Genomic DNA, 25,880 nt, shown 5'->3' on the forward strand with positions numbered 1-25,880 from the left:
GGTGGGTACCATCGGATGGCTACAATCATTGCAAGATTCGTGCCCTATGACCCACCGCCTACTCCCCTTCCTTGTGCTCGCAGCCCTGACCGGCCTTGCGGGCATGGCACATGCCGAAAAGGCAGACCGTGCCAAGCCCATGAACATCGAGGCCGACGCCTTGCGGCACGATGAACTCAAGCAGACCAGCGTGTTCTCGGGCCGCGTGGTGATGACCAAGGGCACCATCGTGCTGCGCGGCGCGCGGCTGGATGTGCGCCAGGACGCTGACGGCTACCAGTACGGCGTGGTCACGGCCGAGGCAGGCAAACGAGCGTTCTTCCGCCAGAAGCGCGACACCGTGGCGGGGGCGCCGGACGAGTTCATCGAAGGCGAAAGCGAAGTCATCGAATACGACGGCAAGGCCGACAACGTGCGCTTCATCACCCGCGCCGAACTGCGCCGCTACCGTGGGTCGGTGCTGAACGATGAGATCACCGGCGCCGTGATCGTCTACAACAACCTCACCGACGTGTTCACCGTCGATGGCCAGAAGGCGCCTGCGTCTTCGGCTGCGGTCGGCGACACCCCTGCGCCCGGTGGCCGTGTGCGTGCCGTGCTGGCACCCAAGGACCCGCCGCCTGGCGCAGCAGCCCCCGCCAAGGCGCCCGAGTCGCCCGCACCGGCGCTGCGCCCCAGCAACACCCTTGGCGGTGGCGCCAAGTGAGCGGGCCCGTGGTGAGTACTGGTCCCGAGACCCCGGCGACCCCTGCGAACAGCCGTCTGGGGCCTGATTCGCAGTCGGGCAGCCGCCTGGAGGTGCAGCACCTGGCCAAGTCCTATGGCAGCCGCAAGGTCGTCAAGGACGTGTCCCTGGAGGTGCAAAAAGGCGAAGTCGTGGGTTTGCTGGGCCCCAATGGCGCGGGCAAGACCACTTCGTTCTACATGATCGTGGGCTTGGTACGCAGCGATGCGGGTGACATCCGTATCGACGGCCAGTCCGTGGCCCACATGCCCATCCATCGCCGGTCGCGCCTGGGGCTGTCGTACCTGCCGCAAGAAGCCTCCATCTTCCGCAAGCTCACCGTCGAAGAAAACGTGCGCGCCGTGCTGGAACTGCAGCGCGCCGATGACGGCCAGCCGCTGTCGCGCGATGCCATCGAAGAGCGCCTGACGGCCCTGCTGCAAGAGCTGCGCGTGGACCACCTGAGGGCTTCACCTGCCCTGGCGCTGTCGGGCGGCGAGCGCCGCCGCGTCGAGATTGCCCGTGCCTTGGCCACCCAGCCGCGTTTCATCCTGCTGGACGAGCCCTTTGCGGGCATCGACCCCATCGCAGTGATCGAGATCCAGCGCATCATTGGCTTCCTCAAGGCACGCGGTATTGGTGTGCTCATCACCGACCACAACGTGCGCGAGACGCTGGGCATCTGCGACCACGCCTTCATCATCAGCGACGGCCGCGTGCTGGCGCAGGGCACGCCCTCCGAGATCGTGGACAACGCAGAAGTGCGACGGGTGTACCTGGGCGAACACTTCCGCATGTGATGAAGCCTGGACTGTCGCTGCGCGTCTCGCAGCATCTCGCATTGACCCCCCAGCTCCAGCAGTCCATCCGGCTGCTGCAGTTGTCCACGCTCGAACTGTCGCAGGAAGTCGAGCAGATGCTCGACGAAAACCCGTTCCTCGAACGCAATGCCGACGAAGCCCCGCGCGAGGAATTTGGCCTGGAAGCCGCCGACACGCCGGCACAGGCCGACGACTACAGCGCCGATGATGCTATGTTTTCAGGAGCTTCCAGCGTAAGCAGCACCAGCACTGAAAGCCAAAACGATGCTGAAATCTCCGGTGGGGGCTCGGACGAACCCGACTGGAGCGGCGACGGCACCGTCGAGATGGCGCCCAACGATGCCGAGTGGGGCGGCGACGCCCCGGCACGCACCCGCAACGACGCGGAAGGCGACGAGGCCGATGCCACCGAGCTGGCCCGCTCGCACGAATCGCTGACGGCCTTTTTGCACCGCCAGGCGCTGTCGCTGCGCCTGTCCGAAGTGGACACGGCCGCGCTGCGTTTCCTCATCGAATCGCTGAACGACGACGGCTACCTCGAAGAGCCGCTGGAAGAACTCGCCATCAGCCTCGCCGGGCCCGACGACCTGGAACAGATCGAAGAGCTGGTGCACCGCTTCACGGTGGCCCAGCGCCTGCTGCAAAGCCTGGAACCTGTGGGCGTGGGCGCGCGCAATCTGTCCGAATGCCTGACGCTGCAGCTCGCGGCGTTGGCGGCCGACGAAGACAGCGACGCCGACCCCGAGACCGTGCAGACCGCTCTGCGCATCTGCCAGCAGCCGCTGGAGATGCTGGCCCGCCGCGACATCCGCCGCCTGACGCAGCTGTGCAGCGAAGGTGGCGTGGCTGGAGAAGAGCGCACCCGCGCTGCCATGGCACTCATCGCCCGCCTGGAACCGCGCCCCGGCCGCAAGTTTGCCGACGTGGAGCGCAACATCATCGTGCCCGACGTCATCGTGCGCAAAGCCGGTCGCGCCAATGGCAGTGGCCAGCAGAACTTCATCGTGCAGCTCAACCCCGACGTGATGCCCCGCCTGCGCGTGCACGACATCTACGCAGGCGCCCTGCGCGGCCACAAGGGCGGCGAAGGCCACCAGGGCATGCAGCAGCGCTTGCAGGAGGCGCGCTGGTTCATCAAGAACATCCAGCAGCGCTTTGACACCATCCTGCGCGTCTCGCGCGCCATCGTTGAGCGGCAAAAGAACTTTTTCACCCACGGCGAACTGGCCATGCGCCCGCTGGTGCTGCGCGACATTGCCGACGAACTGGGCCTGCACGAGTCCACCATCAGCCGCGTCACCACCGCCAAGTACATGGCCACGCCGATTGGCACCTACGAGCTGAAGTACTTCTTTGGCTCCGGCCTGGGCACCGAAACGGGCGGCAACGCCTCCAGTACGGCGGTGCGCGCGTTGATCAAGCAGTTCGTGTCGGCGGAGAACCCGGCCAAGCCGCTGTCCGACAGCCAGATTGCCGAGATGCTCAAGGAGCAGGGCATCGAATGCGCACGCCGCACGGTGGCCAAGTACCGCGAGGCGCTCAAGATCGCGCCAGCGAATCTGCGCAAGGCTTTGTAGACGCGCGGCAGGTGGCGCTCTGCCCGCCAGCGCCGCCGTAGTCTTTTCTGTTGTTTCCGCATTACCCACCGCAGCCCACCATGGCCCGCATCGTCTTTGACCTTCCCCCGCACTTCGGCTTTGCCACCGAACTGCAGATCTACATCAGCCACGTGAACCAGGGCGGGCACCTGGACAACGCGCAACTGCTCAGCCTGGTGTCTGAGGCGCGCGTGCGCTTTTTCCAGTCGCTGGGATACCCGGAGGCCGATGTGGGCGGCCTGTCCATCGTGGTGGGCGACATCGTGGCGCAGTACAAGTCCGAAGGCTTCCACGGCGAAACCATGCGCGTGGAGATGGCGCCTGCGGACTTCAACCGCTACGGCTTCGACCTGGTGTTCTGCATGACCGAAAAAGCCTCGGGCCGCGAAGTAGCGCGCGGCAAGATCGGCATCGTTTTCATCGGCAAGGCCAGCCGCAAGGTCGCCCCTATCCCCGACTCCATCCGCCAGCTGCTGCTGGCCCGCGCGGGGGCGCCCGGTTCCCCCGCCGTGCCCGAGCGCGTATCCTCCCCATCGACATGAACCAACTCCAACTTTTCCTCCCTTGCGCCGCGGGCGTCGAGGGCTTTCTGGCCGACGAGGTGCATGGCATCACAGGCCTCACGGGGCAAGACCTGCTGGTGGGGCGGGGCGGCGTGCTGCTGCGCGCCTCGTGGCGCCAGGCCATGCAGCTCAACCTGCACAGCCGCCTGGCCCAGCGCGTGCTGGTGCAGCTGGCGCACCGTCCTTACCGTTCTGAAAACGACCTCTACAACATGGCCAGCGATGTGGCTTGGGAGATCTGGTTCACCACGCGCCAGACCTTCAAGGTCGAAGTGACGGCCCAGCACAGCCCGCTGCAGAGCCTGAACTTCGCAGGCCTCAAGGTGAAAGATGCCGTGGCCGACCGCTTCCGCCACAAGAGCGGCGTGCGCCCCGATGTGAACACCCAGTGGCCCGACGTGCGCATCCACCTGCACCTGACCACCGACGAAGCCACGATCTACATCGACACCTCGGGCGAGCCGTTGTTCAAGCGCGGCTGGCGCGAGGACAAGGGCGACGCGCCGCTCAAGGAAACCCTGGCTGCCGCCATGATCGCCGCCAGCGGGTGGGACCCGCACGGCGACAACCCCCAGCCCCTGTACGACCCTTGCTGCGGCAGCGGCACCATCGTGGTCGAGGCCGCGCAGATCGCCTGCCGCATCCCCGCAGGCATGCTGCGGCGCTTTGCGTTTGAAAAGCTGCTGCCGTTCCAGGCACATGTCTGGGGTGCTATCAAAAACGAAGCTGAAGGCGCAATATGTACTAGCGCTGTACCCATATTTGGCAGTGATGTGGCCTTCCGTATGGTTGATTTTGCGCAGCGCAACGCCGAGCGCGCGGGCGTGGCCCAGGCCGTGCAGCTGCGCGGGGGCGACGCCCTTCAGCGCATGCCGCCCTGCGACCAGCCCGGCGTGATGCTGCTCAATCCACCCTATGGCGAGCGCATTGCTGCAGCCGGTACCGCCGGCCGCAACGCCAGCGAGCGCGCCGCCGACCGCGCCCAGGGCCTGGCTGTGGGCCGCGAAGAGGCGCAGACCGAAGACGGCGGCGAGTTCTTCAGCCAGCTGGCCACGCACTGGAAGAAGAACTACAGCGGCTGGACGGCCTGGATGCTCACGCCCGACCTGAAACTGCCCGGCAAGATGCGCCTGAAGGAATCGCGCCGCGTGCCCATGTGGAACGGCCCCATCGAATGCCGCATGTTCCGCTTCGACATGATCAAGGGCGCCGTGCGCGACCGGGCCGCCAAGGCCGTCCCCGACGGCGGCCCGCGCCATGAAGGTTGAACTGCGCCTGCCCGCCGAGGCGCCAGCGAACGAGCCCGCGCGCCCCGTGGTGGTGGACACCAACGTCGCGCTCGACCTGCTGATCTTCAGCGACCCGCGCACCGCCCCCCTGCGCACGCTGCTGGCCCAGGGACGCCTGGCCTGGATCGCCACCCAAGTCATGCGCGACGAGCTAGAGCGTGTGCTGGCCTACCCGCACATCGTTGAGCGCATGAACTACTACCGCGTGGATGCCTCGCAGGTGCTGGCGGCGTTCGATGCGCAGGCGCGCCTGGTGGAGATCGCTGCCAAGGTGGCCTATGTGTGCAAGGACGCGGACGACCAGAAGTTCATCGACCTGGCGGCGGCGCACCGGGCGATCTTGCTGAGCAAGGACAAGGCGGTGATCTGTATGCGCAAGCGGCTGGTGAACCTGGGGGCGGATGTGGCGACGGAAGTCGTACTGGGTGTCGATGTGGTATGCGCATAAAATCTGCGCATATGCTCTGCTGGAGACACCGCCATGCTTCGTTTTGACAACGCCCCCAAGAAGTCCACCAACCTGTCGCTCAACAGCAAGGTGCTGGAAGCCGCACGCGATATGGGCATGAACATCTCCCAAACCGTGGACGAACTGCTCGCTGCCGAAGTCCAGCGCCGCTACTGGGAGCGCTGGAACGCCACCAACCAAGAGGCCATTGCAGCCTACAACGCGCGCATCGAGAGCGAAGGCCTGCCGCTGGCCCAGTACAGGAGCTTCTGAGCGATGGCGCGGTTTGACGTTTATCGGCACCCCGACGCCAAACAGCGTGTCACCACGCCCTTTCTGCTGGATGTGCAAAACGAGTACATCAGCGGTTTGCAGACACGCGTAGTGCTGCCGTTGCGCAGCGCCGAGCGTGTGGCGATTCCGCTCCGTGACCTCAATCCCGCGCTGGAGGTGGAAGGCGTTGCAGTCATTCTGGACGCGGCAGCCATCGGTGCTGTGCCCCTGTCCATGTTGAAGAGCCCCGTCGGTAATCTCCGCGCTCAGGCCGATCTGATCGTCAGCGCTCTGGACGCACTGTTCGGCGCCTATTGACGCTCAGTCGTTCAATCAGGCCAGCAAGTCATACGCGGCTCGCACCCGCTGCAAATCCCGCCCCAGCTTGCGATTCGTGGGCAGATGCCGCATCCACCCCATCCGCCGGACACTGGTGGCCAGCACCGCCCGCATCTCCGCGCTCCCCTGCGCCACCCACGCCGCCCAGCGCGCGCGCCCCTCGGTCAGCTTGCCGCTGGTGTGCAGGTAGATCGCGGTGGAGTGCGCGTAACACAGCGCATCGCGCACGTGGCACACCGCCAGGGGCAGCACGGCGGCGGGGTCGTCTTCAAAGTCGATGCAGGCCACCTCGCCATCAGGGCAGCGCACCAGGTTGCGCGCAAAGGCCTGGCTCAGGCAGGTGCCTTGGCGGTGCACATGGGCCAAGGTATCCAGCCCCTGCTGCCACAGGGCCAGCACGCTGGTGGTGTCGCCCGCCTGCACGGCGTGGTCGATCTCGTTGCCCAGCGAATGGATTTCTTCACCCGTGTGGCCCAGGTGGCGCATGGCGAAGCCATGGGTGGATGCGGCCAGCACCACAGGCACGCGGATGCCGCGCGCGGCCAGGTCGCGCAGGCGCTGCACTTCGGTGGCGATGGCCGCAGGGCCGCCGGGGTTGGGCACAGGGCGCAGGGCGTCCAGCCTCAGCAGGGCGGCCAGCACGGCCATGGCGCGGTAGCGGCCCGTGCCGTGGGGCGCGCCTGCGCGCTTGATCCAGATCTGTTCGTCGCCCAGCACATGGGCCATCACGTTGTGCGGCTGGGTGGCGAGTTGCTGCTGCAAAAAGGCGGCGTAGTCGGGGGCGGCGGTGGTGCTGTCCATCGGCAAAGTCATACGGGGGCATCCCCAGCCACTGCGGCGGCGGTGCCGACGGCGGCGGCCTGCGCCAGCTCGACATGGTGGGGCACAGAGGGCTCCAGCGCAGGCTCGCTGGCCTGGAAGCTGTGGGCATTGGCCAGCGGCCAGTACAGGCGAAACACGTTGTGCTGCGCATCCAGCGGGCCCAGCAGCGCGCCAGGTTGCATGCGGGTAATCAGGTTGGACAGCAGGCGCACCTCGGTGTCGCTGATGCGGCGCACGATGTGGTGGGCCGTGATGTCCTTGGGGTGGCGCAGCCCGGCGGCCTGCACCAGCTCTTGCAGCGCGTGCAAGGTGCTGCGGTGGAACTGCGCCACGCGCGTGGCCTTGTCGGGCACCACCAGCGCCTGCTGGCGCAGCGGGTCTTGGGTGGTCACGCCGGTAGGGCAGTGGTCGGTGTGGCAGCTCTGCGCCTGGATGCAGCCCAGCGCCATCATGAAGCCGCGCCCCGCGTTGCACCAGTCGGCCCCCAGCGCCATCATGCGCGCGATGTCGAAGGCGCTGATCACCTTGCCCGCGCAGCCAATGCGCACGCGGTCGCGCAGGTTCACGCCCACCAGGGTGTTGTGCACCAGCAGCAGGCCTTCTTGCAGCGGCGCACCCACATGGTCGCTGAACTCCACCGGCGCCGCGCCCGTGCCGCCCTCAGCGCCATCGACCACGATGAAATCCGGCGTGATGCCCGTGACCAGCATGGCCTTGACGATTGCAAACCACTCCCAAGGATGGCCCAGGCAGAACTTGAAGCCCGTGGGCTTGCCGCCCGACAGCGTGCGCAGTTTGGTGATGAAATGCATCATCTCCACTGGTGTGCGAAACCCGCTGTGGCTGGCAGGGGAGATGCAGGCCTCGCCCTCTTTCACACCGCGTGCGGCGGCGATCTCGGCCGTCACCTTGGCGCCGGGCAGCACGCCGCCGTGGCCGGGCTTGGCGCCCTGGCTGAGCTTCAGCTCAATCATCTTGACCTGCGGGTCGGTGGCATTGGCCGCAAAACGCTCTTCGCTGAACGTGCCATCGGGGTTGCGGCAGCCAAAGTAGCCCGAGCCGATCTCCCAGATCAGGTCGCCGCCATGCACCCGGTGGTGCTGGCTGATGCTGCCCTCGCCCGTGTCGTGTGCAAAGCCGCCTTTTTTTGCGCCCTGGTTCAGCGCCAGGATGGCGTTGGCCGACAGCGCGCCAAAGCTCATGGCCGAGATGTTGAACACGCTCGCGTGGTAGGGCTGGGTGCAGGGCGACACCGACTGCGAAGGCGCATCGGGGCTGCCGCCGATCCACACGCGGAAGTCGTGCGACGGCAGCTGCGTGGGCGCGAGCGAGTGGTTCACCCATTCGTAGCCCTGCGCCCCCACGTCCAGGTGCGTGCCAAAGGGGCGGTTGTCCGGGTCGCCCTTGGCGCGCTGGTAGACCAGCGAGCGCTGGGCGCGCGAAAAGGGCGCGGCCTCGCTGTCGCTTTCGATGAAATACTGGCGCACCTCGGGCCGCACATATTCGAGCATGAAGCGGATGTGGCCGATGACCGGGTAGTTGCGCAGGATGGCGTGGCGCGTCTGCTGCAGGTCGTACACGCCCAGGGCCACCAGCGCTGCAAACACCAGCACCACGGGCAGGCCCACGCCAAACGCCACCAGCGCAAACAGCGACAGCAGCAGCCCGAACACGCACAGCGCAAAGGCCGTGTAGCGCACCGGGTACAGGGAGTTCAGTTGGTGGATCATGGGGGTCCTGGTTCTGGGCGGTGGCGCGGGAGGGCTACACTGACCGCCTTTTTATCGGGTTGCCATGTTGCGCGCGGCTCTTTTTTCACGCCCTGGCCTTGCCTGGGCCGCCTTGCATCTGCCGCTGACGAGCGCCACAGCACAAGGCCAGCGCATCATAAAAGTAAAACATCGCTTTACTGCCCCCGCTTTCTCGCTTGACGACCGGAGCCTCCCATGACCGAACCCACATCGCCCACTCCCGCTCACGACGACCTCGACGCCTCCGCTGCGCCCGCTGCCGCACTGGGCCCCGACGAGCTGGAGGAGATGGACAACATCCTCGACGACCTGCGCGCGCGCGGCGAGGAAATCCCGCAGTGGGAGTTCTGCGACGGCTTCATGACCGCGCTGATCTGCAGCCGCCGCCCCATCGGCCCGGCCGAATACCTGCCCATGCTGCTGGGCGATGGTGCCGAACTGGATGTGGCCGAGGGCGAGCCGCTGCCCCTGCTGCCCGCGTTTGCCGACGCTGCCCAGCAAGCCCGCTTCATGGACCTGTGGATGCGCCGCTGGAACGAGATCGTGGCCCAGCTCGACACCGACGTGAAGACGCTGGACGACGACCGCACCTTCCAGCCCGAAGCCATGGACATGCGCGGCGCGGTGGCCAGCCTGACTGACGAACAGCGCGCCGAGATGGGCGACGACCAGGAGATTCCATCCTTCGGCCAAGTGTGGGCGCTGGGCTTCATGTTTGCGGTGGAAAACTGGCCTGAAGACTGGGCCGCCCCGCGCGACAAGGAAGCCGCCAAGTGGCTGGACGATGCGCTGGAGCGCATCGTGGCCCTGACCGAAGACGACACCGGCAAACCCGAAGTCTGCATGTACGACGAAGACGGCCCACCCAGCACCAGCCAGGCGCGCGTGGAAGCCTTCGGCGAAGCCATCTGGGCCGTGTACGACCTGCGCCAGCTATGGAAGAGCATGGGCCCGCGCGTGGAGACGGTGCGCAAGGCGCCCGAGCCCGGGCGCAACGACCCTTGCCACTGCGGCAGCGGCAAGAAGTACAAGAAGTGCCACGGGGCTTGAGGTCGCCGATACTACTTATTTGATAGCTGCTAGGGACCCTCTGCACGAATCCCTGCGTGATGTGCTGACGAAGGCTTGAAGCCCAGACAATAAGCACATGACGCAAAGCAGCCTGGGCCTGAGCAACACCACCAAGCGCACGCGCAAGCGTGAATTCCTTGACGCCATGGAACTGGTGGTGCCATGGGCTGAACTGGTCTCGCTGATAGAGCCCTACGCACCCGAAGCTGGGCGCAGGGGCCAGCAGCCTTTTCCGGTGCAGACCCTGCTGCGCATCCATTTCATGCAGCAGTGGTTCAAGCTCAGCGACCCGGCCATGGAAGAAGCCTTGCACGACGTTCCTGCCTTTCGGGACTTTGCCGGCCTGTCTCACTGGGCCGAGAGCATCCCCAATGAATCGAGCATCTTGCGATTTAGGCATCTGCTGGAGCGCCACAAGTTAGCCGATCAGATCCTCGCCACCGTCAATGCCCTGCTGCAGGCCAAAGGGCTGCAACTCAAAGCGGGCACGGTGGTGGATGCCACGCTCATTGCCGCACCCAGCTCCACCAAGAACCAAAGCGGCGAGCGCGACCCTGAGATGCACCAAAGCAAGAAGGGCAACCAGTGGTATTTCGGTATGAAGGCCCACATTGGAGTGGATGCTGATTCTGGCTTGGTGCACAGCGTTCGAGGCACCAGCGGCAATGTGAACGACGTGATTGAAGCAAACAGTCTGCTGCATGGGCAGGAGACAGATGCCTTTGGTGATGCGGGCTACCAAGGGGTGGACAGGCGGCCCGATGCCAACAAGAACGTGCGCTGGCATGCGGCCATGCGCCCGGGGTTGCGCCGGGCTCTGGACAAGGGCAATCCTGTGGGGTTGCTAATCGATCAACTTGAACGCACTAAGGCCAGCATCCGGGCCAAGGTGGGGCACCCATTCAGAGTGCTCAAGCAGCAGTTCGGGTACGTGAAGGTGCGCTACCGTGGGCTCAAGAAGAACACGGCGCAGATCGTCACGCTGTTTGCGCTGTCAAACCTGTGGATGGCAAGGCACAAGTTGCTGGCCTGTCAGGGACAGATGCGCCTGCAACGGGCCTAATGCCCCGCCAAACCGGGCAATTGCCCTCGCGCAGCGACTGCTGGGCGTGACCAACTGGCCAAAGCGGGTACCGCTTTGGTTTGCATAGCGCTACGCCACAGCCAAAACCGATTCGTGAAGAGCTTCCCTAGCGCTTATTGATTAAGCGCTAGCGGTCAAATAGGGCTTGCAATGCCGAACTCGCGGAGCATGGTCAAGGAGAAGCACGAGTGCTTTCAAGTCGCGCTGCTCATAAGTGAGTTAGATCGTCGGCATCGCTCGCAATACCGAGTCATTGCAGAGCCAGATCCACCTGAGGCAATCATTCGATCGGGAAAAACGACGCGGTGGATTGAGGTCGTCACAGCATATTGGAACGATGCCTATGCGAAGGATTTGAACTCCTATGCGACGCTAGGCGAAACTCATGTACCTATAGGTAATGGTCCGTTCATGAACATGGACGACGAGTTTGCAGCGAGATTCATCCATTCGGTGAAGTCAAAGCTCGAGAAGCAGGGTTACGTTCCTTTTCGAGAAAGGTACGGTCCCGGGTACTTGCTTGTCTCCATTCACTATCCCTTCTTTGGCTCCGACACAATGGAGTTAGTCGAAAAGAAGTGGGCGCAAGTTGATGTCAAAGATCTAGGTTGTTTTAGATCGGTGTACGTTTCGTTTCGAACATTCAACGGGTACAAAGTACTGCGATGGAAAGTGATGTGAAGCACCTTGCGCGCCTGGTACGTCATGTTGAATGGAAACTTATCTGGTAGACATCGACTACGCTTGGCAGATAGCCGTAGCCCAACAGCGCCGAGCTGTTAGCGCCGCCGCAAAGCCATCCCTCACCCCTGCGCCAGAAACTTCTTCAGATTACCCGCCGCCGTACTGCGCACCTTGCGCTTGAGCGATGGCGACCAGCCCAGCAGCAGCCCGGGTGCGCCCAGTGCCTGCCGCGCCCAGCGCCAGAAGTTGAAGCGGTCGCGGTGGGTGGCGATCAGCCCGTCGGGGGTGAAGGTGAAGGTACCGTCGATGATGTTGTGTACTTTGCGCCCCGTGGCGCTGAAGAGGTAGTGCGCCTCCCAGTGGGCCCTGCCGCCCTGCGCATCGGCGTCGATGCCGCTGAACTCCAGCTTCCAGTGCTCGGCGGCGCCAGGCTTTTTTGTTGCGGTGCACAGCATGCGCCACATGCCGGCCACCTGCTCGCGGCCTTTCAGGGAAAAGGCTTCGTCGTCAAACGTGGCGTCGGGGGCATAGCAGGCGGCCATGGTGGCATGGTCCAGTTGCGCAAACGCGGTGTAGAAGCGTTGCAGGGTCTGGGCGTTGGGGTGCACGGGTTCTCCTCCTCAAGGGCGCCCATGCTACACCGGGGCCGTTGCGCTGCCTGCCCCCTGCGGGACCGGCGCGGCAACGTGCTTTCAGCTGGTGCGCAGCCCGCCAATGCGCCGCCGCTGGGTGTCGTCCAGGGCGTCCAGCACCTGGATGCCGTGCGCATACCCTTGCTGCACGATCTGCTCGAACCGGTTCCACTGCAGCATGCCCACGCGGTCCATGGGCGGGTTGAAGTACAGGTCGGTGAGCTGCTGCGACTGGCGCTGCCGCGACATGCTGTACAGGATGGTGACCTGCATGAGGTAGCTGGCCAGCGAGGGCAGCTTGTAGCGGCGCTGCGCGCGCGGCCGCAGCTTGTCGCGCAGCAGGGCCCAGCTGCTGGGGATGTCGTCCAGCTCGATGCGGCGCGGTTTGCGGAAGTTCAGGTCCACGCCAATCACGGTGCCTATGCCGCGCATGCTGCTGCGCATCACGTCCACGGGAAAGTTGTTGAACGTACCGCCGTCGCACAGCAGGTCGCCCTCGTGCACCACGGGCGGCAGTGCGCCGGGGATGGAGATGCTGGCCAGCAGCGACTTCACCAGGCTGCCCCGGCGCACCACCTGTTCGCTGGCGCGCGAGTAGTTGGTGGCCACGCAGTAGTAGTTCTTCCACAGGTCCTCGACCTGCGCCGGAAAGCCCACCAGCTGGCCCACTGCGTCGTGCAGGATGTGGCGCAGGCGGCGGCCCTTGATGAGCGACATCAGCGGCAGCAGGCTCCAGTCGCCCGTGGGGTTGGTGCGGAACGCCTCGCGGGCGTTGTCCATCACCGTGGTCAGCGGCTGGTCGGACGCCACATACGCGGCCATCACCGACCCGATGCTGGTGCCGCCCACGCAGTCGATCTCCACGCCTTCTTCCTGCAGCGCGCGGTAGATGCCCAGGTGCGCAAACCCGCGCGCGCCGCCACCGGCCAGCACCAGGCCCACGGCGGTGCGGCTCTGGATACGGGCCAGGCGCGCCATGTCGCGGTCGAGGGCAGGGCGCACATGCACGTGGTCGGCCACGGGGCGGCGGTCCAGCCATTGCCGGGTGCCGCGCGGGCACTGGGTGCCTTCCGGGTGCAGCAGCACCAAAATCTCGGCGGCCTCGGCCAGGGGCGCGCGGCGCAGCAGGCAGTTTTCTTCAATGGGGTGGATGGCGGGCTCGGCCTGTGCGTCGGCCAGCAGCAGCAACTCGTCGCAGTGGCGGCTCACGCGGCGCGTCCAGGGCGTGGGCTCGGGGTCGGCCAGCAGCAGCACGAAGTCATTGCGCGCCTCGATCTCGTCGAGCAGCATGGCGATGCGCCGGTTGGCCGTGGCGTCGGCACCTTCACGCTGGGCAATGCCGGGTTCGTGCAATTCGGCATCCACGGTGGTCGAGTCCACCACCCGCACGCGGCCCACCGTGCCGAGGTGGCGCGCCAGGCGCTGGCCAAAGGCCTGCAGGTCCACGCCGCTGCTCACGGGCAGCAGGCCCATGGCCACGGGGCGCTCCTGCGCGGCCGTGTGGGCGGCGGTGCCCGACTGCAGGCGCTGGATGATCTGGCGTGTGAGGGCAATCGACACCTGGGCGCTGCTGGCCAGCAGAGTCTTGAACACGTCCTTGGTCAGGCGCACCAGCACCGAGTCGCGCACGGCGACCACGGTGGCGGCGCGGGGGGCGTCGGTGAACAGGCTGATCTCGCCAATCACCTGGCCCCGGCCCATGTCGGCGACGCGGCGCTGTGTGCCACTGTGGCCGTCGTCACTGCGCACATAGGCGCGCAGGCGGCCGCTGACGGTGAGGTACATCGATTCGCCGGGCTCGCCCTGGGTCATCAGCGTGCTGCCGCCAGGCACCTCCACCCATTCCAGCTGGGCGCGCAGCAGCTCCAGCGCCTCAGGCTCGATGCCTGGCAGAAAGTTGCGCAGGTGCTCGGTGAGCAGTTGGTTCTGGGTCGCGGTAAAGGGAGGCATGGTCACGCAATCGGCAAGGCACAGTGAAGGCGCTGCGAAAGGTGATGGCTGGACAGCCACCGGTGCTGGCCAAGGTTCCGCAGCGTGCGAAGCGGCGGATTCTAGGAACGCAAGGGCCCCTGTGCGCACTGCACGGAGCATGGCGCCTGCGCAGCGCGTGAACAAATGCACGGCAGGCCCTTTCGATTGCCCCTTCGGGCCGAATGGGACCGGGCCGTCAGCGCATGAAGCTGCGAAGTGCCTCGGCGGTTTCGCCGGGCAATTGTTCAGGGATGAAATGCCCCGCCGGCACGGCCTGGCCCGTGACCACGCCTGCACACTGCGCCTGCCACAGTGCCAGCGGGTCAAATAGCCGGTGCACCACACCGTGCGCGCCCCAGATCACCAGGGTGTCGCACGCAATCTTCTCGCCGCGCGCGCGGCTGTCACGGTCGTGGTCCAGATCGACGCCCGCGCTGGCGCGGTAGTCCTCACAGGAGGTGTGGATGGCTTCGGGTGTGCAAAAGCAGCGTTCGTAATCGGCCAGGGCCTGAGGCTCGATGTGGGCCAGGCCCGCGCTGCCCCAGCCGCCCAGCTTGGCGTGCAGGTAGGCGCGGGCGTTGCCGCCGATCATGGTCTCGGGCAGCGGCGCGGGCTGGATCAGGTGGAACCAGTGGTAATAGGCGCGCGCAAACTCCATGTCGGTGCGCGCGTACATGTCGAGCGTGGGGGCGATGTCGATCACGCACAGCTTCTTCACACGCGCGGCGTGGTCCAGCGCCAGGCGGTGGGCCACACGGCCGCCCCGGTCGTGGCCGCACAGGTAGAACGTGTTGTGGCCCAGCGTGGTCATCACCTCGGCCATGTCCTGCGCCAGGGCGCGTTTGCTGTAGTTGCTGTGGTCGGGCAGGCCGGGCGCGTGGGATGAGTCGCCATAACCGCGCAAGTCCGGCAGCACCAGACAGTAGTCGCGTGCCAATTGCTGCACCACGCGGTGCCACAGCGCATGCGTTTGCGGAAAGCCGTGCAACAGCAGCAGCGGGGGCGCGCCCACGGTGCCGCCGGTGCGCACAAAGATCTCCGCGCCCGAGGTGGTGATGCGCCGGGTGGCAAAGCCGTCAAACCAGGAGGGTGTCGTTGTCATGGCCGTATGGTGTGGCAAGGGGCGGGTGGAGTCCTGTCTTGTGGACGACAGCGGCCGCCCATGCCGGGGCCGGGGCCGGGGCCGGGGATCTTGCCAGCGAGGTCAGGCAGGCAGCAGGCTCAGCAGCCGCTTCACGGCGTATCGCAGCGTGGCCGTGCGCACGGCGGCGCGGTCCCCGGCAAAGTGCTGCATCTCGCTGTGGGTTTCGCCGCCCACGCACCAGGCAAACCACACGGTGCCCACCGGCTTTGCCTCGGTGCCGCCTGTGGGGCCCGCGACGCCGGTCACGGCCAGGCTGACCTGCGCGCGCGAGTGGGTCAGCGCACCATCGGCCATGGCGCGTGCCACAGGCTCGCTCACCGCACCGTGCTGCTCGATCAGGCCGGGGGGCACCCCCAGCATCTCAGCCTTGGCCTCGTTGGAATAGGTCACAAAGCCGCGCTCGAACCACTGGCTGGAGCCCGACAGGTCGGTGCAGGCGGCGGCGATCATGCCGCCGGTGCAGCTCTCGACAGTGGCCAGCATGTGGCGGCGGGCCAGCAAACGCAGCGATATTTGCGTCAAATTGGCCTTAAGCGCTTGTACTTCTTGCGCTAATAGCTCACTTTTTGATAGTGATGTGGGTGCCATCAGAACCTCCACAGTGCGATGACCAGCAAGGTACAGAAGGCTGCCACAAAGTCGTCCCACAAGATACCCCAGCCCCCGCGCCAGCCAAAGCCTTTGAACAGGCTGTCGGCCCAGCCCACCGGGCCAGGTTTGGCAGCATCAAAAAAGCGGAACAGCCCAAACGCCACCACCTGCCCCCACAGCCCCATGGGCATGGCCAGCCACAGCACCAGCCAGAAGGCCACCACCTCGTCCCACACGATGCTCCCGGGGTCGGCCACGCGCATGTGGCGTGCCGTGGTGGTGCAGGCCCACCAGCCCACCACAGTGCTGACCACGATCAACAGACCCATTTGCCGCGGGTTCAGCCACTGCTGCAGCACCAGGTAGGCCAGCCAGGCCCACAGCGTGCCCACGGTGCCTGGCGCCTTGGGGGCCAGGCCCGCGCCAAAGCCCAGCGCCATGAAGTGGGCGGGGTGGGACAGCATGAAGCGCACGCTGGGGCGCAGGGGGGCAAGGCTGGGCTGGGGCTCGGAAACGGTCATGGCACGGAAGAAAAAGGGTCAGGCGCTGGCGGCGCTGGCGGCATTGGCGGCACTGCCGTCTGCCCCGGCGGGCAGGCGCACCAGCAGCACGGGCACGGGGGCGGTGCGGGCGATCTGCTCGGCATCGCTGCCCATCAGCACGCGGGCGAGGCCACGGCGCCCGTGGGTGCCCAGCACGATCAGGTCGGCGCCCCAGGCCTTGGCGTGTTCCACCACCAGGTCCGCCACCCGGGCGTCGAGGTTTTCGATCAGCACGGTGTCCACCGGCACGCCGCTTTGCGCCACGCGCTCCTGGGCGCGGCGCAGCAAGGCCTCGCCCGCCTGGCGCAGGCGGGGCAGCACCTCCTGGCTGTACACCTCGGGCCGCTCAAAACCGCTGATGTGGGCCAAAGGGTCCATCACGTTCAGCAGGCGAATGCGTCCGCCCGTGGCCTGGGCCAGGCCCGTGGCTTCGTTCACGGCGTGGTCGGCAGTGGGGCTGCCGTCAACGGCAACGAGGAGGTGTTGGTAACTCATGGTGGCGGGCTCCTGGGGGCTCGGTGGCGCCTTGGCGGGCGCTGTGACGGATTGTGACCGACCCGCTGTTGCGCGGGGCGTTCAGAGGGCCAGTCACCGTGTTTCCAAGGTCACTGGCGTTCGATCAGCTCCACGTCCTTGGGGTAACGGATGGTGTGCTCGGCGCTGAACTGCGCGGTGGCCCCTGCGGCCACTGGCTGCTGCCAGGCCACGGTGCCGGGCGTGCGGTTCCAGGCCGTGTCTGCCGGCTGGGGCTGGTAGCGCGATTCGACCTCGATCTTTTCATTGCGCGAGACCGGTGCGGCATGCAGCACCTGCAGCGTGACGGCCGTCTTGTGGCGGTTCTCCACGCTGTAGGCCCGGCGCGTCTTGCGCTCCACGCGCGAGCCGGTAAACCCGCTGCTGCCCGTCAGGTCCTGCACAGGCTCGGCCCGCACGGTGACCAGTTCATCGCGGCCAAACGACAGGCTGGTGCTGCCGGCCGGGGCACCCGCACTGGGCGTGCCAAAGTCGATGCGGCCGTTGCCCACAAAGGCGCCGTCGCGGTACAGGCCCGCTGCGCCCGCAGGCCACACACCGGGCGGCTGCGCAATCTGCGCGACCAGGTAGGCCGCTTCTTCCACGGCGGGTGCCGTGCGTGTGATCAGTGTGGCGGGGGCGCTGTGGCTGCCCAGCGCCAGCGTCACGCGCTGGCCGCTGGAAGGCACGGTGATGCGCTGGGGCACGGCGAACTCGGTGGCAAACCCCTTGTCGAGGGCGCTCACGTCAAACGTGGGCATGGCCTCTTCGGCGGCATTGCGCGACCGGGACAGCGACGCAACGGTCGGTGCGGGCGCTGGTGCCATCGCCATGGCGGGTGCAGGCGAGCCTTGAGGCGGTGGCGCCACGTTCAGCCACCAGGGGCGCGGCAGTTGTCCTTGTGTAGCGCGCCCGGGCTGGCCCGTCGACAAGGTCAGCTGCACGTTGCCCCAGTCTTCACCACTGTTTTGCGCCACCAGCGCCTGCCGCTCGATGAGCACCGTGGATTTGTTGGCATCGAGCGTGGCGCGGTAGCTGGGCTGCCAGCCAGGGCCGCGCACCTGGTAGGACAGGCGCAGCTCGGCCTCGCGCTCCGTGGCCAGGTTGATGGTGACCGACACCACCCGCGCGCGTTGGCTGGCTACGCGGTCACGTTCTGCTACCAGGGGTTTGAGGGCCAGTTCCAGCGCCTCCTGCTTGCGCTGAAGCTGGTGCGCGCGCGCAGCGCTGTCCTGCCCGGACTTGCGCAGCACCTCGGCGGTGGCGGTAATCTGTGCGGGCGTTGGCGTGGCGGCTCGGGCGGCGGTGCTGGCAGGCGCTGGCGCCTCCGATCCCGCGCCGGTTTGGGCCACGCTGCGCAGGTAGCCATCCACCAGCTGCAGGGCCGAGGCCTCGGCCTTCACCCCGGCGATCTGATCCTCCAGCTCGCGGATGCGGCCGTCCAGCGGGCTGGCGCAGCCTGCGGCCACATCGCGGTCCTCGGTGAGCACATTGAACTCGCCTACGCGCACGGCGGCGTCGGCGTTGATCTGCAGGCTCTGCACATCCAGCGATGCGGGCAGGCAGGCCAGCGTGAGGCTGCGCGCGCCCGCCGCCACCTTGGCCACACGCTCTACCGTGGCGCTGCCAGGGTAGACGGTGACGCGGGCGATGCGGGAGGTGTCCTGGGCCGCTGCGGGCAGCGGGGCCAGGATGGTCAGTCCCAGGGCCAGCAGGGCAGGGGGCGTTGCAAGACTCAGGAAGGGGACGGGGAATGGTGGGCTCACGGGGCGCATGGGGCTCCTTGGGCGCGAGAGACAAAGGGACTGGCATGCTAGCAGCCGCGCACTGGATTGACCGGGTTTCACAGCACCAAGGGCACCTCTGCCGCCAGAAAGTCATACACCGCCCTGATCTTGCGGCTGGTGCGGATCTCGCGGTGCACTGTCAGCCAGATGGGCAGATCAGGCAGCGGCAACTGGGGCAGCACGGCCACCACGTTCGGGTCGGTGCGGGCCATGTAGTTGCCCACAAAGCCAATGCCCAGCCCGGCGCGTACGGCCTCCCAGTAGGCCATGAGGTCGTCGGTGCGGAACGCGAAGTGCCCGCGTTCCACCGGGTAGCCCATGGCGGCAAAGCCTTGCTGGATGTCTTCGTGCCGGTCGTTGCCCACCAGCTCGTGCTGCAGCAGGTCGGGCGGCTGGCGGGGTGTGCCCTTGCGGCGCAGGTAGTCGCGGTGGGCGTAGGCGCCCAGCGTCACCGCGCCGATGCGCTTGGCCACCAGGCTGGCCTGGTCGGGGCGCACCATGCGCAGCGCAATGTCGGCCTCGCGCCGCAGCAGGTTGGTGACCTGGTTGCTGGCCACCAGCTCCACCTGCACCTCGGGCAGGGCCTGGCGCATGCGCGCCAGCACGGGCGGCAGCAGCACGCAGGCCACGGGCTGGCTGGCGGTGATGCGCACGGTGCCGGTCACCCCCTCCTCGGCGCCCGACACGCTGCGTGCCAGCTGGTGGGCGCCCATCTCCATGGCGCGGGCCGACTCGGCCAGCCGCAGCGCTGTGGCCGTGGGCAGCAGGCCACGCCCGGTGCGCTCGAACAGCACCACGCCCAGCTGCGATTCCAGCTCGGCGATGTGGCGGCCGATGGTGGGTTGGCTGGCGTTGAGTGCGCGTGCGGCGCCCAGCAGGCTGCCCTGGTCGAGCGCGGCCAGGAAGGACTGCACGAGGCTCCAGTCAAAGGTCTGGTTCATGGCGATAGCGTGCCTGCGAAAGGGCCACAGCGGGGTGGTTAGGGGTATTCATATTTGCATTGCTGGTATGAATACTTAACCAATTGTGTAACGGTGTCTGCGTTTCCACAATCGCTCCATCCCTTGTGAATGGAGCCCTGGCATGACCCCTCAACCCTTGCTTCCCACCGCTGGCGAACAGCCGCCTACCGTGTTGATCCTGGGCGCTCGCGGCCGCCTGGGCCTGGCTGCCACCCGTGCGTTTGCACAGGCAGGCTGGCAGGTGCTGGCCCAGGTGCGGCCCGGCGCGCAGCGCGCCACCTTGCCTGCCATCGCCGGGGTGTGGTGGATGCCCGTGGCGGTCGACGACACCGCCGCGCTGGCTGCTCAGGCGCAAGGGGTGCAGGTGGTGGTGCATGCGCTCAACCCCGCCTACACCCACAAGGCCTGGCGCGAAGAGGCACCCGCATTGATGGAGGCGGCCATTGCCGTCAGCCGCCAGCTGCGCGCCACGCTGATGCTGCCGGGCAATGTCTACAACTTTGGCGAAGCCATGCCGCCCGTATTGCGCGAAGACACGCCCCAGGCCGCCAAGGGCTTCAAGGGCCGCATGCGGGTGCAACTGGAGCAGCGCCTGCAGGCCGCCACGCAAGCGGGCGAGATGCGCGCCGTGGTGCTGCGCGCCGGGGACTTTTTTGGCAGCGACACCGGCAGCTGGATCGACCAGGCCATCGCCAAGGACTTGCCCCGGGGCCGCATCACCTGGCCCGGCCCGCTGGCCGTGGCCACGCCCTGGGCGTACCTGCCCGATCTGGCCCGCACGCTGGTGCGCGTGGCGCAGGAGCGGCACCGGCTGGCCGCCTTCGAGTGCCTGCACTTCGCGGGCCACCACGTCACCGCGCAGCAGTGGCTGCGCAGCTTCACGGCCATTGCGGCGGAGCAGGGCTGGCTGCCCACAACGGGGGCGCTGCGGGTGGGGCAGTTGCCTTGGCCCTTGCTGCGCTTGGCCGGCTTGGTGGCACCCACGTTCGCCGCGTTGGCGGACATGCGCTACCTGTGGAGCACGCCGCACCGGCTGGACAAAACCCGCCTGCGCGCCCTGATCGGCGACGAAGTCCACACCCCGTTTGACCAGGCCGTGCGCCAGGCGCTGGCGGACCTAGGGCTGGTGGCCATTCACACGCCCCGCGCCGCGCTGGCCGGGCCCCACCCACTTTGACCCTTTGGAGCACTCCCATGAACCGTCGCAACTTCATCCGCCTGGCCGGTGGCGGCACCATCGCCGCTGCCACGGCAGGCTCGCTGGCTGCCTGTGGCGCACTGGGCTCGCACTATCCCGCCGAGGCGGTGGAGGCCTGGAACGGCCCGGTGGGCGAGACCGACCTGCGCCGCCGCGCCGTGGCTTACGCCATCACCGCGCCCAACCCGCACAACCTGCAGCCCTGGCTAGTGGACCTGCGCGAGCAGGGCGTGATCACCCTGCGCACCGACCGTGAGCGCGTGCTGCCCCATACCGACCCGCTGGGCCGCCAGATCCTGATCGGCCACGGCGCGTTTCTGGAACTGCTGGTGATGGCACTGGCCCAGCAGGGCGTGGCCAGCCAGGTGCAACTGTGGCCACAGGGTGAGCTGCCCTTGGCGCCGAAAGACTGGGACGACCGCCCGGTGGCGCGCATCACGCTGCAGCCCGGTGGTCAGCCCGACCCGCTGTTTGCCCAGGTGCTGTTGCGCCGCACGCCCAAGACCGATTTCGACACCACCCGCCCCGTGGCGCCCGAACTGCTGGCCCGCCTGCTGGCCAGCGCCCCAGCCTCCGGGCAGACCGCATTGCGCGTGGGCGGCACCGTGGCGGCCGAGCAGTTGCCCGCATTGCGCACGCTGTGCTGGGAGTCTGCCCAGGTCGAGCTGCTCACGCCGCGCACCATGATGGAAAGCATCCACCTCACCCGCGTGGGACCGTCCGAGATCCTGCAGCACCGCGACGGCATCTCGATCAACTCGCCCTTTGTGCGCGCCGTGGCCGCGCTGGGCCTGTTCGATCGCACCCAGCCCCCGGCTGAGGGCAGCGCCGCCTACAAAAGCGCGATGGGGCGCTTTGAGGGCCACAGCCGTACGGCCATGGGGTTTGTGTGGATCACCGGCCCCAACACGCGCAGCGACCAGGTCCAGGCCGGGCGTGCCTATGTGCGTCTGCAGCTGCAGGCCACCGCGCTGGGCGTGGGCATGCACCCCATGAGCCAGGCCCTGCAAGAGTTTGCCGAGATGGCGCCGCACTACGAACGGGTGCACCAGCTGGTGCTGGACCAGCCCGCGCCGAGCACGCCGCGTGATGCCACGGTGCAGATGTTCTGCCGCATGGGCTACGCACCCGACCCGGCGCCCGCCACGCCGCGCAGGCCGCTTGCGAAATTTGTACGGACGTGAGTTCGAGTCCGGCTGTCCTCTGCGCAGAGGGCTGATGCAGATCAACCTCCGGCTACAAGCTGGCGCGCTTTGCCGCCGCTTCACACACCGTTCAGGTGGCGTTCATCGCAGTTTCCTACAGTTGCTGCATTGCAACAAATGTTGGACTGGCGATGTGGAAGAAGGTTTTGGGGGGCGCCCTGGCGCTGGCAGGTGCGGCTTGGCTGATGGCACTGTGGGGGCCGCAGCCAGCGCCGCCTGCGTGGGGCGATGTCTGGTGGTGGCGCAACCAGCTAATGCTGCTGACTGGCGTGGCGGCCTGGGCGCTGATGTCGCTGATCATGGTGCTGGCAGTGCGTCCCGCGTGGCTGGAAAAGCCCTTGGACGGCCTGGACAAGAGCTACCGCCTGCACAAGTGGGCGGGCATCGGGGCCATCGTGCTGGCGCTGCTGCACTATGGGCTGCAACTGTCGCGCAGCCTGCTGGCGGCCTGGGTGGGCCGTCCGGTGCGTGCGCCGCGGGCGGACTGGTGGCTCAACACCTTCCGCCACCTGGCTGAGGAGATGGGGGAATGGGCCGTGTGGTTCCTCGCGGCCATGCTGGTCATCACGCTGTGGCAGCGCTTCCCGTACCACGTCTGGCGCTACCTGCACAAATTGTTGGCCGTTGTGTACCTGGTGCTGGCGTTTCATGCCGTGGTGCTGACGCCGCCCGCCTGGTGGGCGCAGCCTGCGGGCGTGCTGGTGGGCCTGTGCACGCTGGTGGGGGTGTTGTGCGCCGTGCGCTCGCTGGCCGGGGCCATCGGGCGCAGCCGCCGCCATGTGGCCCGCGTGGTGAGCGTGGCGCCACGAGGGGCCAGTGTGCTGGAGGTGACCTGTCAGGTAAGTCCCGCCAGCGCCTGGCGGCACACGGCAGGGCAGTTTGCGTTTGTCACCTTTGGCAAGGCCGAAGGCGCGCATCCGTTCACCCTGCTCAATGCCGACCAGGGCGACGGCACGCTGCGTTTTGCGATCAAGGCGCTGGGCGATCACACGGGGCAATTGCCTTTGCAAGTGCAGCCGGGCCAGCGGGTGGACATCGAGGGGCCGTATGGGCGCTTCGACTTCCGCCGCGACAGCGCGCCCGAGCAGGTGTGGGTGGCTGCGGGCATCGGCGCCACGCCGTTCATGGCCTGGCTTGAATCCTTGCAGTCCACGCCCGCGCTGGCGCCCCGGGTGCACCTGCACTACTGTGTGCGCCATGCGGGCGAGGCCGTGTTTGCCGAGCGCATGGCCGCGCTGTGCGCGCGTCTGCCTAGCGTGACGCTGGAGATCCACTACAGCGACGATGCCGGGCCCGTGACTCCGGCCACGCTGCTGGCAGGCACCAGCCCGGCGGCCAGTGTGTGGTTCTGCGGGCCGCAGGGATTTGCCGAAGCCGTGCGGCAGGGCATGCAGCAGCTGGGGCGCTCGTCTGCGCGCTTTCATCAGGAGTTGTTCCAGATGCGTTGAGGGCAGAGGCCCTGCACCTGTCCGTGGCCTAGCTTGTCGGGTGCTGGTCCGTGGGCACCAGGTATTCGCGCACCAGGGCCCGCGCGCGGTGCAGGCGACTTTTGGCGGCCTCGCATGTCACGCCCAGCCGCTGCGCCATTTCTTCGATAGTCAGCTCCTCGAAGTCGCGCAGCAGCAGGGATTCGCGGTAAAGGGGCGGCAGCGAGTCGATGGCCAGGGCCAGGTCGTGGCGCAGTTCGTGGTCGGGGCGGTGGGAGCAGGCGAGGCTGTCCTCTACCTGCGCCAGCGGCTCGCCCTTGAGCCAGGCCAGCATGGGCCGCATGCACAGCCGCTGCACGATGCGCACCACCCAGCCGCCAAACGCCGCCACCTCGCGCAGCGCGCCCACGCGGCGGTAGACGATGATGAGGGCCTCCTGCACCACGTCATCGGTGGCTGTGGTGGCTGCGCAGTGGCGCAGCGCATAGCGGCGGATGTCAGGACGGGTGAGGCGCAGCAGCTGCTCCATCGCCACGGCATCGCCGCTGCGTGCGGCGGGCAGCAGCTGGGCCACGGTGAGTGGCGGGGACGTTGCTGTCATGGGGCGCCGCTCACTCGACCGGCTTGCGGCCCACCATGGCGCAGGCGGGGTAGTAGCCGAACGCCCCGCTCAGGATGCTGCCCACGCCCGAGGCGGCCAGCACCAGGCCCAGGGGCGATGCGGACATCCACCACAGCCCGGCGGCGATGAGGGCGACCCCGCCGACAACGCGCAGCAGGCTTTCGGGGCGGGTAATGTTCTTGCGGTACAGCATGGTGAAAAGCTCCTTGGTGGGGTGACGAAGGTGCCAGCACAGGGCGCCTTCACCACCAAGAGCCACTATTTGCGCAAAAGGATTCATGGGTTGAAAAAATTTTTGCCGTCCACCACCCATCACCCGAAATGGTCGAACGAGGCATAGCGGTTTTCCACCACGTGCCCCAGTGCATCCACCAACTGCAGGCCGGGCTCGGCCAGCACCGTGCCAATGCGGGTGACGGGCGTGCCGCTGGCTTGCGACACGGCAGCCACGGCATCGCGCCGCGCGGGTGGGGCGGTGAAGGCCAGTTCGTAGTCGTCACCGCCAGCCAACGTGCATTGGTGGAGCAGTTTGGCGTCGAATACGCCAGATGCGCTAGTCGAATATGCCTTTTCTGCTATCAAATCAGTAGTCAATGAGGTGTCGATGCGGGCCCCCACGCCAGAGGCTTTCAGGATGTGCGACAGGTCGCCCAGCAGGCCATCGCTCACATCCATCGCGCTGCTGGCCACACCGCGCAGCGCCAGGCCCAGGGCCACGCGCGGGGTGGGGCGCTCCAGCCGCTGGCGCGCGCGGGCCAGCACCTCGGCGGGCAGGGCAATGTGCCCGAGCAGCGCCTCCAACGCCAGCCGGGCGTCGCCCAGCGTGCCGCTCACATAGATGTCGTCACCGGGCCGCGCACCGCTGCGCAGCAGGGCCTGGCCAGTGGGCACCTCGCCAAACACCGTGATGCAAATGTTGAGCGGGCCCTGCGTGGTGTCGCCGCCCACCAGCTCGCAGCCATGCGCATCGGCCAGCGCCAGCAAGCCACGCGAGAAGCCTGCGAGCCAGGCCTCATCCACCCGGGGCAGTGACAGGGCCAGGGTGAACGCGAGCGGCTTGGCGCCGCAGGCTGCCAGGTCCGACAGGTTCACAGCCAGCGCCTTGTGGCCCAGGGCTTCGGGGTCCACGTCGGCAAAAAAGTGACGGCCCTCCACCAGCATGTCGCTGGAGATGGCTAGTTGCGTGCCGGGTGCGGGCGCCAGCAGCGCGCAGTCGTCGCCCACACCCAGGGCCGCCTTGCTCACGGGGCGGGTGAAATAGCGGGCAATCAGGTCGAACTCGGTCATGTATGTAGACAAAAGCACTGGCATTCGTGGGTACGGACTGCAGTGCCCCTGTTCTTGGATGCCGGTGCCTTCTTTGCTTGGAAACAGAAAACTAAACAGATAGCATTTTGCTTTTTTAGGGGCACGGTATGAGTTCTACACCTAGGCTTTTTTCTGCAGCGGCAATCTCATCCCTTTTGATGCTCGGCCTTGCGCTGCCTGCCGTAGCTTGGGGTCAGAATGCCAACCCATTTGTTGGGAAGTGGACGGTAATTTGGCAGGGAAAAAGTAGGCCCCTCCAGGCAGATTTGGTGATCACGGAGTCCGGTGGTACGTGGAAAACGTTTTCTCAGAGCAGGGATGATCCTTGTGTCGGGCGGGAAGCTCCGGTGGAAATCCGTGCTGTTGACACAAAGACCCTCAAACTATCTGTAAGGCATTCCGAAGCAGTTCAGGGTTGCAAGGACACGCAAGTCGAGCTTGAACTGATAGATGCGGAGCGTGCTATCGGCAAGAGGGGTGAGGTTGAGCTGGCGCTAACACGCAAATAAGC

Annotated in this window: 27 protein-coding genes; 14 read left to right on the forward strand and 13 right to left on the reverse strand. The window is 66.9% G+C overall.

The window, feature by feature from the left end:
• Positions 1-46 precede the first annotated feature (46 nt).
• The 8 genes from lptA to ACODSU_RS19090 all read left to right on the forward strand — a co-directional run bounded on the left by lptA (position 47) and on the right by ACODSU_RS19090 (position 6,034).
• Positions 47-706, forward strand: coding sequence for a lipopolysaccharide transport periplasmic protein LptA (lptA, locus tag ACODSU_RS19055; RefSeq protein WP_488843971.1), 660 nt, complete (start codon positions 47-49; stop codon positions 704-706).
• A 56-nt stretch (positions 707-762) separates the two neighbouring features.
• A complete protein-coding gene (lptB, locus tag ACODSU_RS19060) occupies positions 763-1,524 on the forward strand; it encodes an LPS export ABC transporter ATP-binding protein (RefSeq protein WP_110961889.1) in 762 nt (253 codons plus the stop codon).
• Positions 1,524-3,122: an RNA polymerase factor sigma-54 gene (locus ACODSU_RS19065; protein ID WP_488843973.1), complete on the forward strand. Its 1,599-nt coding sequence runs from the start codon at positions 1,524-1,526 to the stop codon at positions 3,120-3,122. The genes lptB and ACODSU_RS19065 overlap by 1 nt, the downstream gene beginning before the upstream one ends.
• A gap of 80 nt (positions 3,123-3,202) precedes the next feature.
• Positions 3,203-3,685 (forward strand): acyl-CoA thioesterase, encoded by a 483-nt coding sequence (locus ACODSU_RS19070; RefSeq protein WP_488843975.1) that lies wholly within the window; start codon positions 3,203-3,205, stop codon positions 3,683-3,685.
• The gene (locus ACODSU_RS19075) at positions 3,682-4,974 is read left to right on the forward strand and encodes a THUMP domain-containing class I SAM-dependent RNA methyltransferase (RefSeq protein ID WP_488843977.1); all 1,293 of its coding nucleotides are present in this window, start codon (positions 3,682-3,684) and stop codon (positions 4,972-4,974) included. Before ACODSU_RS19070 ends, ACODSU_RS19075 begins: the two co-directional genes overlap by 4 nt.
• Positions 4,964-5,443, forward strand: coding sequence for a putative toxin-antitoxin system toxin component, PIN family (locus ACODSU_RS19080; protein WP_422847979.1), 480 nt, complete (start codon positions 4,964-4,966; stop codon positions 5,441-5,443). Before ACODSU_RS19075 ends, ACODSU_RS19080 begins: the two co-directional genes overlap by 11 nt.
• 33 nt (positions 5,444-5,476) lie before the next feature.
• The gene (locus ACODSU_RS19085; protein WP_116748177.1) at positions 5,477-5,716 is read left to right on the forward strand and encodes a type II toxin-antitoxin system CcdA family antitoxin; all 240 of its coding nucleotides are present in this window, start codon (positions 5,477-5,479) and stop codon (positions 5,714-5,716) included.
• A gap of 3 nt (positions 5,717-5,719) precedes the next feature.
• On the forward strand, positions 5,720-6,034 hold the full coding sequence (locus tag ACODSU_RS19090; RefSeq protein WP_060986242.1) for a CcdB family protein: 315 nt from the start codon (positions 5,720-5,722) through the stop codon (positions 6,032-6,034).
• 15 nt (positions 6,035-6,049) lie between these two features.
• On the opposite strand, the gene ACODSU_RS19095 is transcribed toward ACODSU_RS19090, so the two are convergent.
• Both ACODSU_RS19095 and ACODSU_RS19100 read right to left on the reverse strand, forming a co-directional pair.
• On the reverse strand, positions 6,050-6,856 hold the full coding sequence (locus ACODSU_RS19095) for a BUD32 family EKC/KEOPS complex subunit (protein ID WP_309828376.1): 807 nt from the start codon (positions 6,854-6,856) through the stop codon (positions 6,050-6,052).
• Between the two features lie 8 nt (positions 6,857-6,864).
• On the reverse strand, positions 6,865-8,607 hold the full coding sequence (locus tag ACODSU_RS19100; RefSeq protein WP_488843980.1) for an FMN-binding glutamate synthase family protein: 1,743 nt from the start codon (positions 8,605-8,607) through the stop codon (positions 6,865-6,867).
• 216 nt (positions 8,608-8,823) lie between these two features.
• On the opposite strand from ACODSU_RS19100, the gene ACODSU_RS19105 reads away from it, so the two are divergent.
• Both ACODSU_RS19105 and ACODSU_RS19110 read left to right on the forward strand, forming a co-directional pair.
• Positions 8,824-9,678, forward strand: coding sequence for a UPF0149 family protein (locus ACODSU_RS19105; RefSeq protein WP_309828380.1), 855 nt, complete (start codon positions 8,824-8,826; stop codon positions 9,676-9,678).
• A gap of 97 nt (positions 9,679-9,775) precedes the next feature.
• On the forward strand, positions 9,776-10,762 hold the full coding sequence (locus ACODSU_RS19110) for an IS5 family transposase (protein WP_488843982.1): 987 nt from the start codon (positions 9,776-9,778) through the stop codon (positions 10,760-10,762).
• A gap of 824 nt (positions 10,763-11,586) precedes the next feature.
• Here ACODSU_RS19110 and ACODSU_RS19115 read toward each other — a convergent pair.
• From ACODSU_RS19115 to ACODSU_RS19150, 8 genes are all read right to left on the reverse strand, one after another.
• Positions 11,587-12,075: a nuclear transport factor 2 family protein gene (locus ACODSU_RS19115; protein ID WP_488843984.1), complete on the reverse strand. Its 489-nt coding sequence runs from the start codon at positions 12,073-12,075 to the stop codon at positions 11,587-11,589.
• Positions 12,076-12,159: 84 nt separating this feature from the next.
• Entirely contained in the window at positions 12,160-14,049 is a 1,890-nt protein-coding gene (locus tag ACODSU_RS19120; RefSeq protein WP_488843986.1) for a patatin-like phospholipase family protein, read from the reverse strand.
• Between the two features lie 217 nt (positions 14,050-14,266).
• A complete protein-coding gene (locus tag ACODSU_RS19125; RefSeq protein ID WP_488843987.1) occupies positions 14,267-15,172 on the reverse strand; it encodes an alpha/beta fold hydrolase in 906 nt (301 codons plus the stop codon).
• Positions 15,173-15,274: 102 nt separating this feature from the next.
• Positions 15,275-15,802, reverse strand: a complete 528-nt coding sequence (locus tag ACODSU_RS19130; RefSeq protein WP_488843988.1) for a CinA family protein — start codon at positions 15,800-15,802, stop codon at positions 15,275-15,277.
• Positions 15,802-16,326 carry a phosphatidylglycerophosphatase A family protein gene (locus ACODSU_RS19135; RefSeq protein WP_488843990.1) on the reverse strand — a complete coding sequence of 175 codons (525 nt, stop codon included), beginning with the start codon at positions 16,324-16,326 and terminating at the stop codon, positions 15,802-15,804. Before ACODSU_RS19135 ends, ACODSU_RS19130 begins: the two co-directional genes overlap by 1 nt.
• A gap of 18 nt (positions 16,327-16,344) precedes the next feature.
• The gene (locus ACODSU_RS19140; RefSeq protein ID WP_488843992.1) at positions 16,345-16,842 is read right to left on the reverse strand and encodes a universal stress protein; all 498 of its coding nucleotides are present in this window, start codon (positions 16,840-16,842) and stop codon (positions 16,345-16,347) included.
• 110 nt (positions 16,843-16,952) lie between these two features.
• Positions 16,953-18,635: a DUF4139 domain-containing protein gene (locus ACODSU_RS19145; RefSeq protein WP_488843994.1), complete on the reverse strand. Its 1,683-nt coding sequence runs from the start codon at positions 18,633-18,635 to the stop codon at positions 16,953-16,955.
• Between the two features lie 68 nt (positions 18,636-18,703).
• On the reverse strand, positions 18,704-19,588 hold the full coding sequence (locus tag ACODSU_RS19150; protein ID WP_488843996.1) for a LysR family transcriptional regulator: 885 nt from the start codon (positions 19,586-19,588) through the stop codon (positions 18,704-18,706).
• Between the two features lie 142 nt (positions 19,589-19,730).
• Here ACODSU_RS19150 and ACODSU_RS19155 point away from each other — a divergent pair, with 142 nt between their 5' ends.
• From ACODSU_RS19155 to ACODSU_RS19165, 3 genes are all read left to right on the forward strand, one after another.
• Positions 19,731-20,786, forward strand: coding sequence for an NAD-dependent epimerase/dehydratase family protein (locus ACODSU_RS19155; protein ID WP_488843998.1), 1,056 nt, complete (start codon positions 19,731-19,733; stop codon positions 20,784-20,786).
• Between the two features lie 17 nt (positions 20,787-20,803).
• Entirely contained in the window at positions 20,804-21,991 is a 1,188-nt protein-coding gene (locus tag ACODSU_RS19160) for an Acg family FMN-binding oxidoreductase (protein WP_488844000.1), read from the forward strand.
• A gap of 152 nt (positions 21,992-22,143) precedes the next feature.
• Positions 22,144-23,460: a ferredoxin reductase family protein gene (locus tag ACODSU_RS19165; protein ID WP_488844002.1), complete on the forward strand. Its 1,317-nt coding sequence runs from the start codon at positions 22,144-22,146 to the stop codon at positions 23,458-23,460.
• Between the two features lie 28 nt (positions 23,461-23,488).
• Here the strand turns inward: ACODSU_RS19165 and ACODSU_RS19170 are convergent, their stop codons facing one another.
• The 3 genes from ACODSU_RS19170 to thiL all read right to left on the reverse strand — a co-directional run bounded on the left by ACODSU_RS19170 (position 23,489) and on the right by thiL (position 25,348).
• Complete coding sequence (locus ACODSU_RS19170; protein ID WP_488844004.1) at positions 23,489-24,040, reverse strand: RNA polymerase sigma factor; 552 nt, start codon at positions 24,038-24,040, stop codon at positions 23,489-23,491.
• A gap of 10 nt (positions 24,041-24,050) precedes the next feature.
• Positions 24,051-24,254: a YgaP family membrane protein gene (locus tag ACODSU_RS19175; protein ID WP_488844006.1), complete on the reverse strand. Its 204-nt coding sequence runs from the start codon at positions 24,252-24,254 to the stop codon at positions 24,051-24,053.
• A 119-nt stretch (positions 24,255-24,373) separates the two neighbouring features.
• Positions 24,374-25,348: a thiamine-phosphate kinase gene (thiL, locus tag ACODSU_RS19180; protein WP_488844008.1), complete on the reverse strand. Its 975-nt coding sequence runs from the start codon at positions 25,346-25,348 to the stop codon at positions 24,374-24,376.
• 128 nt (positions 25,349-25,476) lie between these two features.
• Here thiL and ACODSU_RS19185 point away from each other — a divergent pair, with 128 nt between their 5' ends.
• Positions 25,477-25,878, forward strand: a complete 402-nt coding sequence (locus ACODSU_RS19185) for a hypothetical protein (protein WP_488844010.1) — start codon at positions 25,477-25,479, stop codon at positions 25,876-25,878.
• Positions 25,879-25,880: the final 2 nt, after the last annotated feature.

The sequence above is a fragment of the Acidovorax sp. FG48 genome (assembly GCF_057809085.1).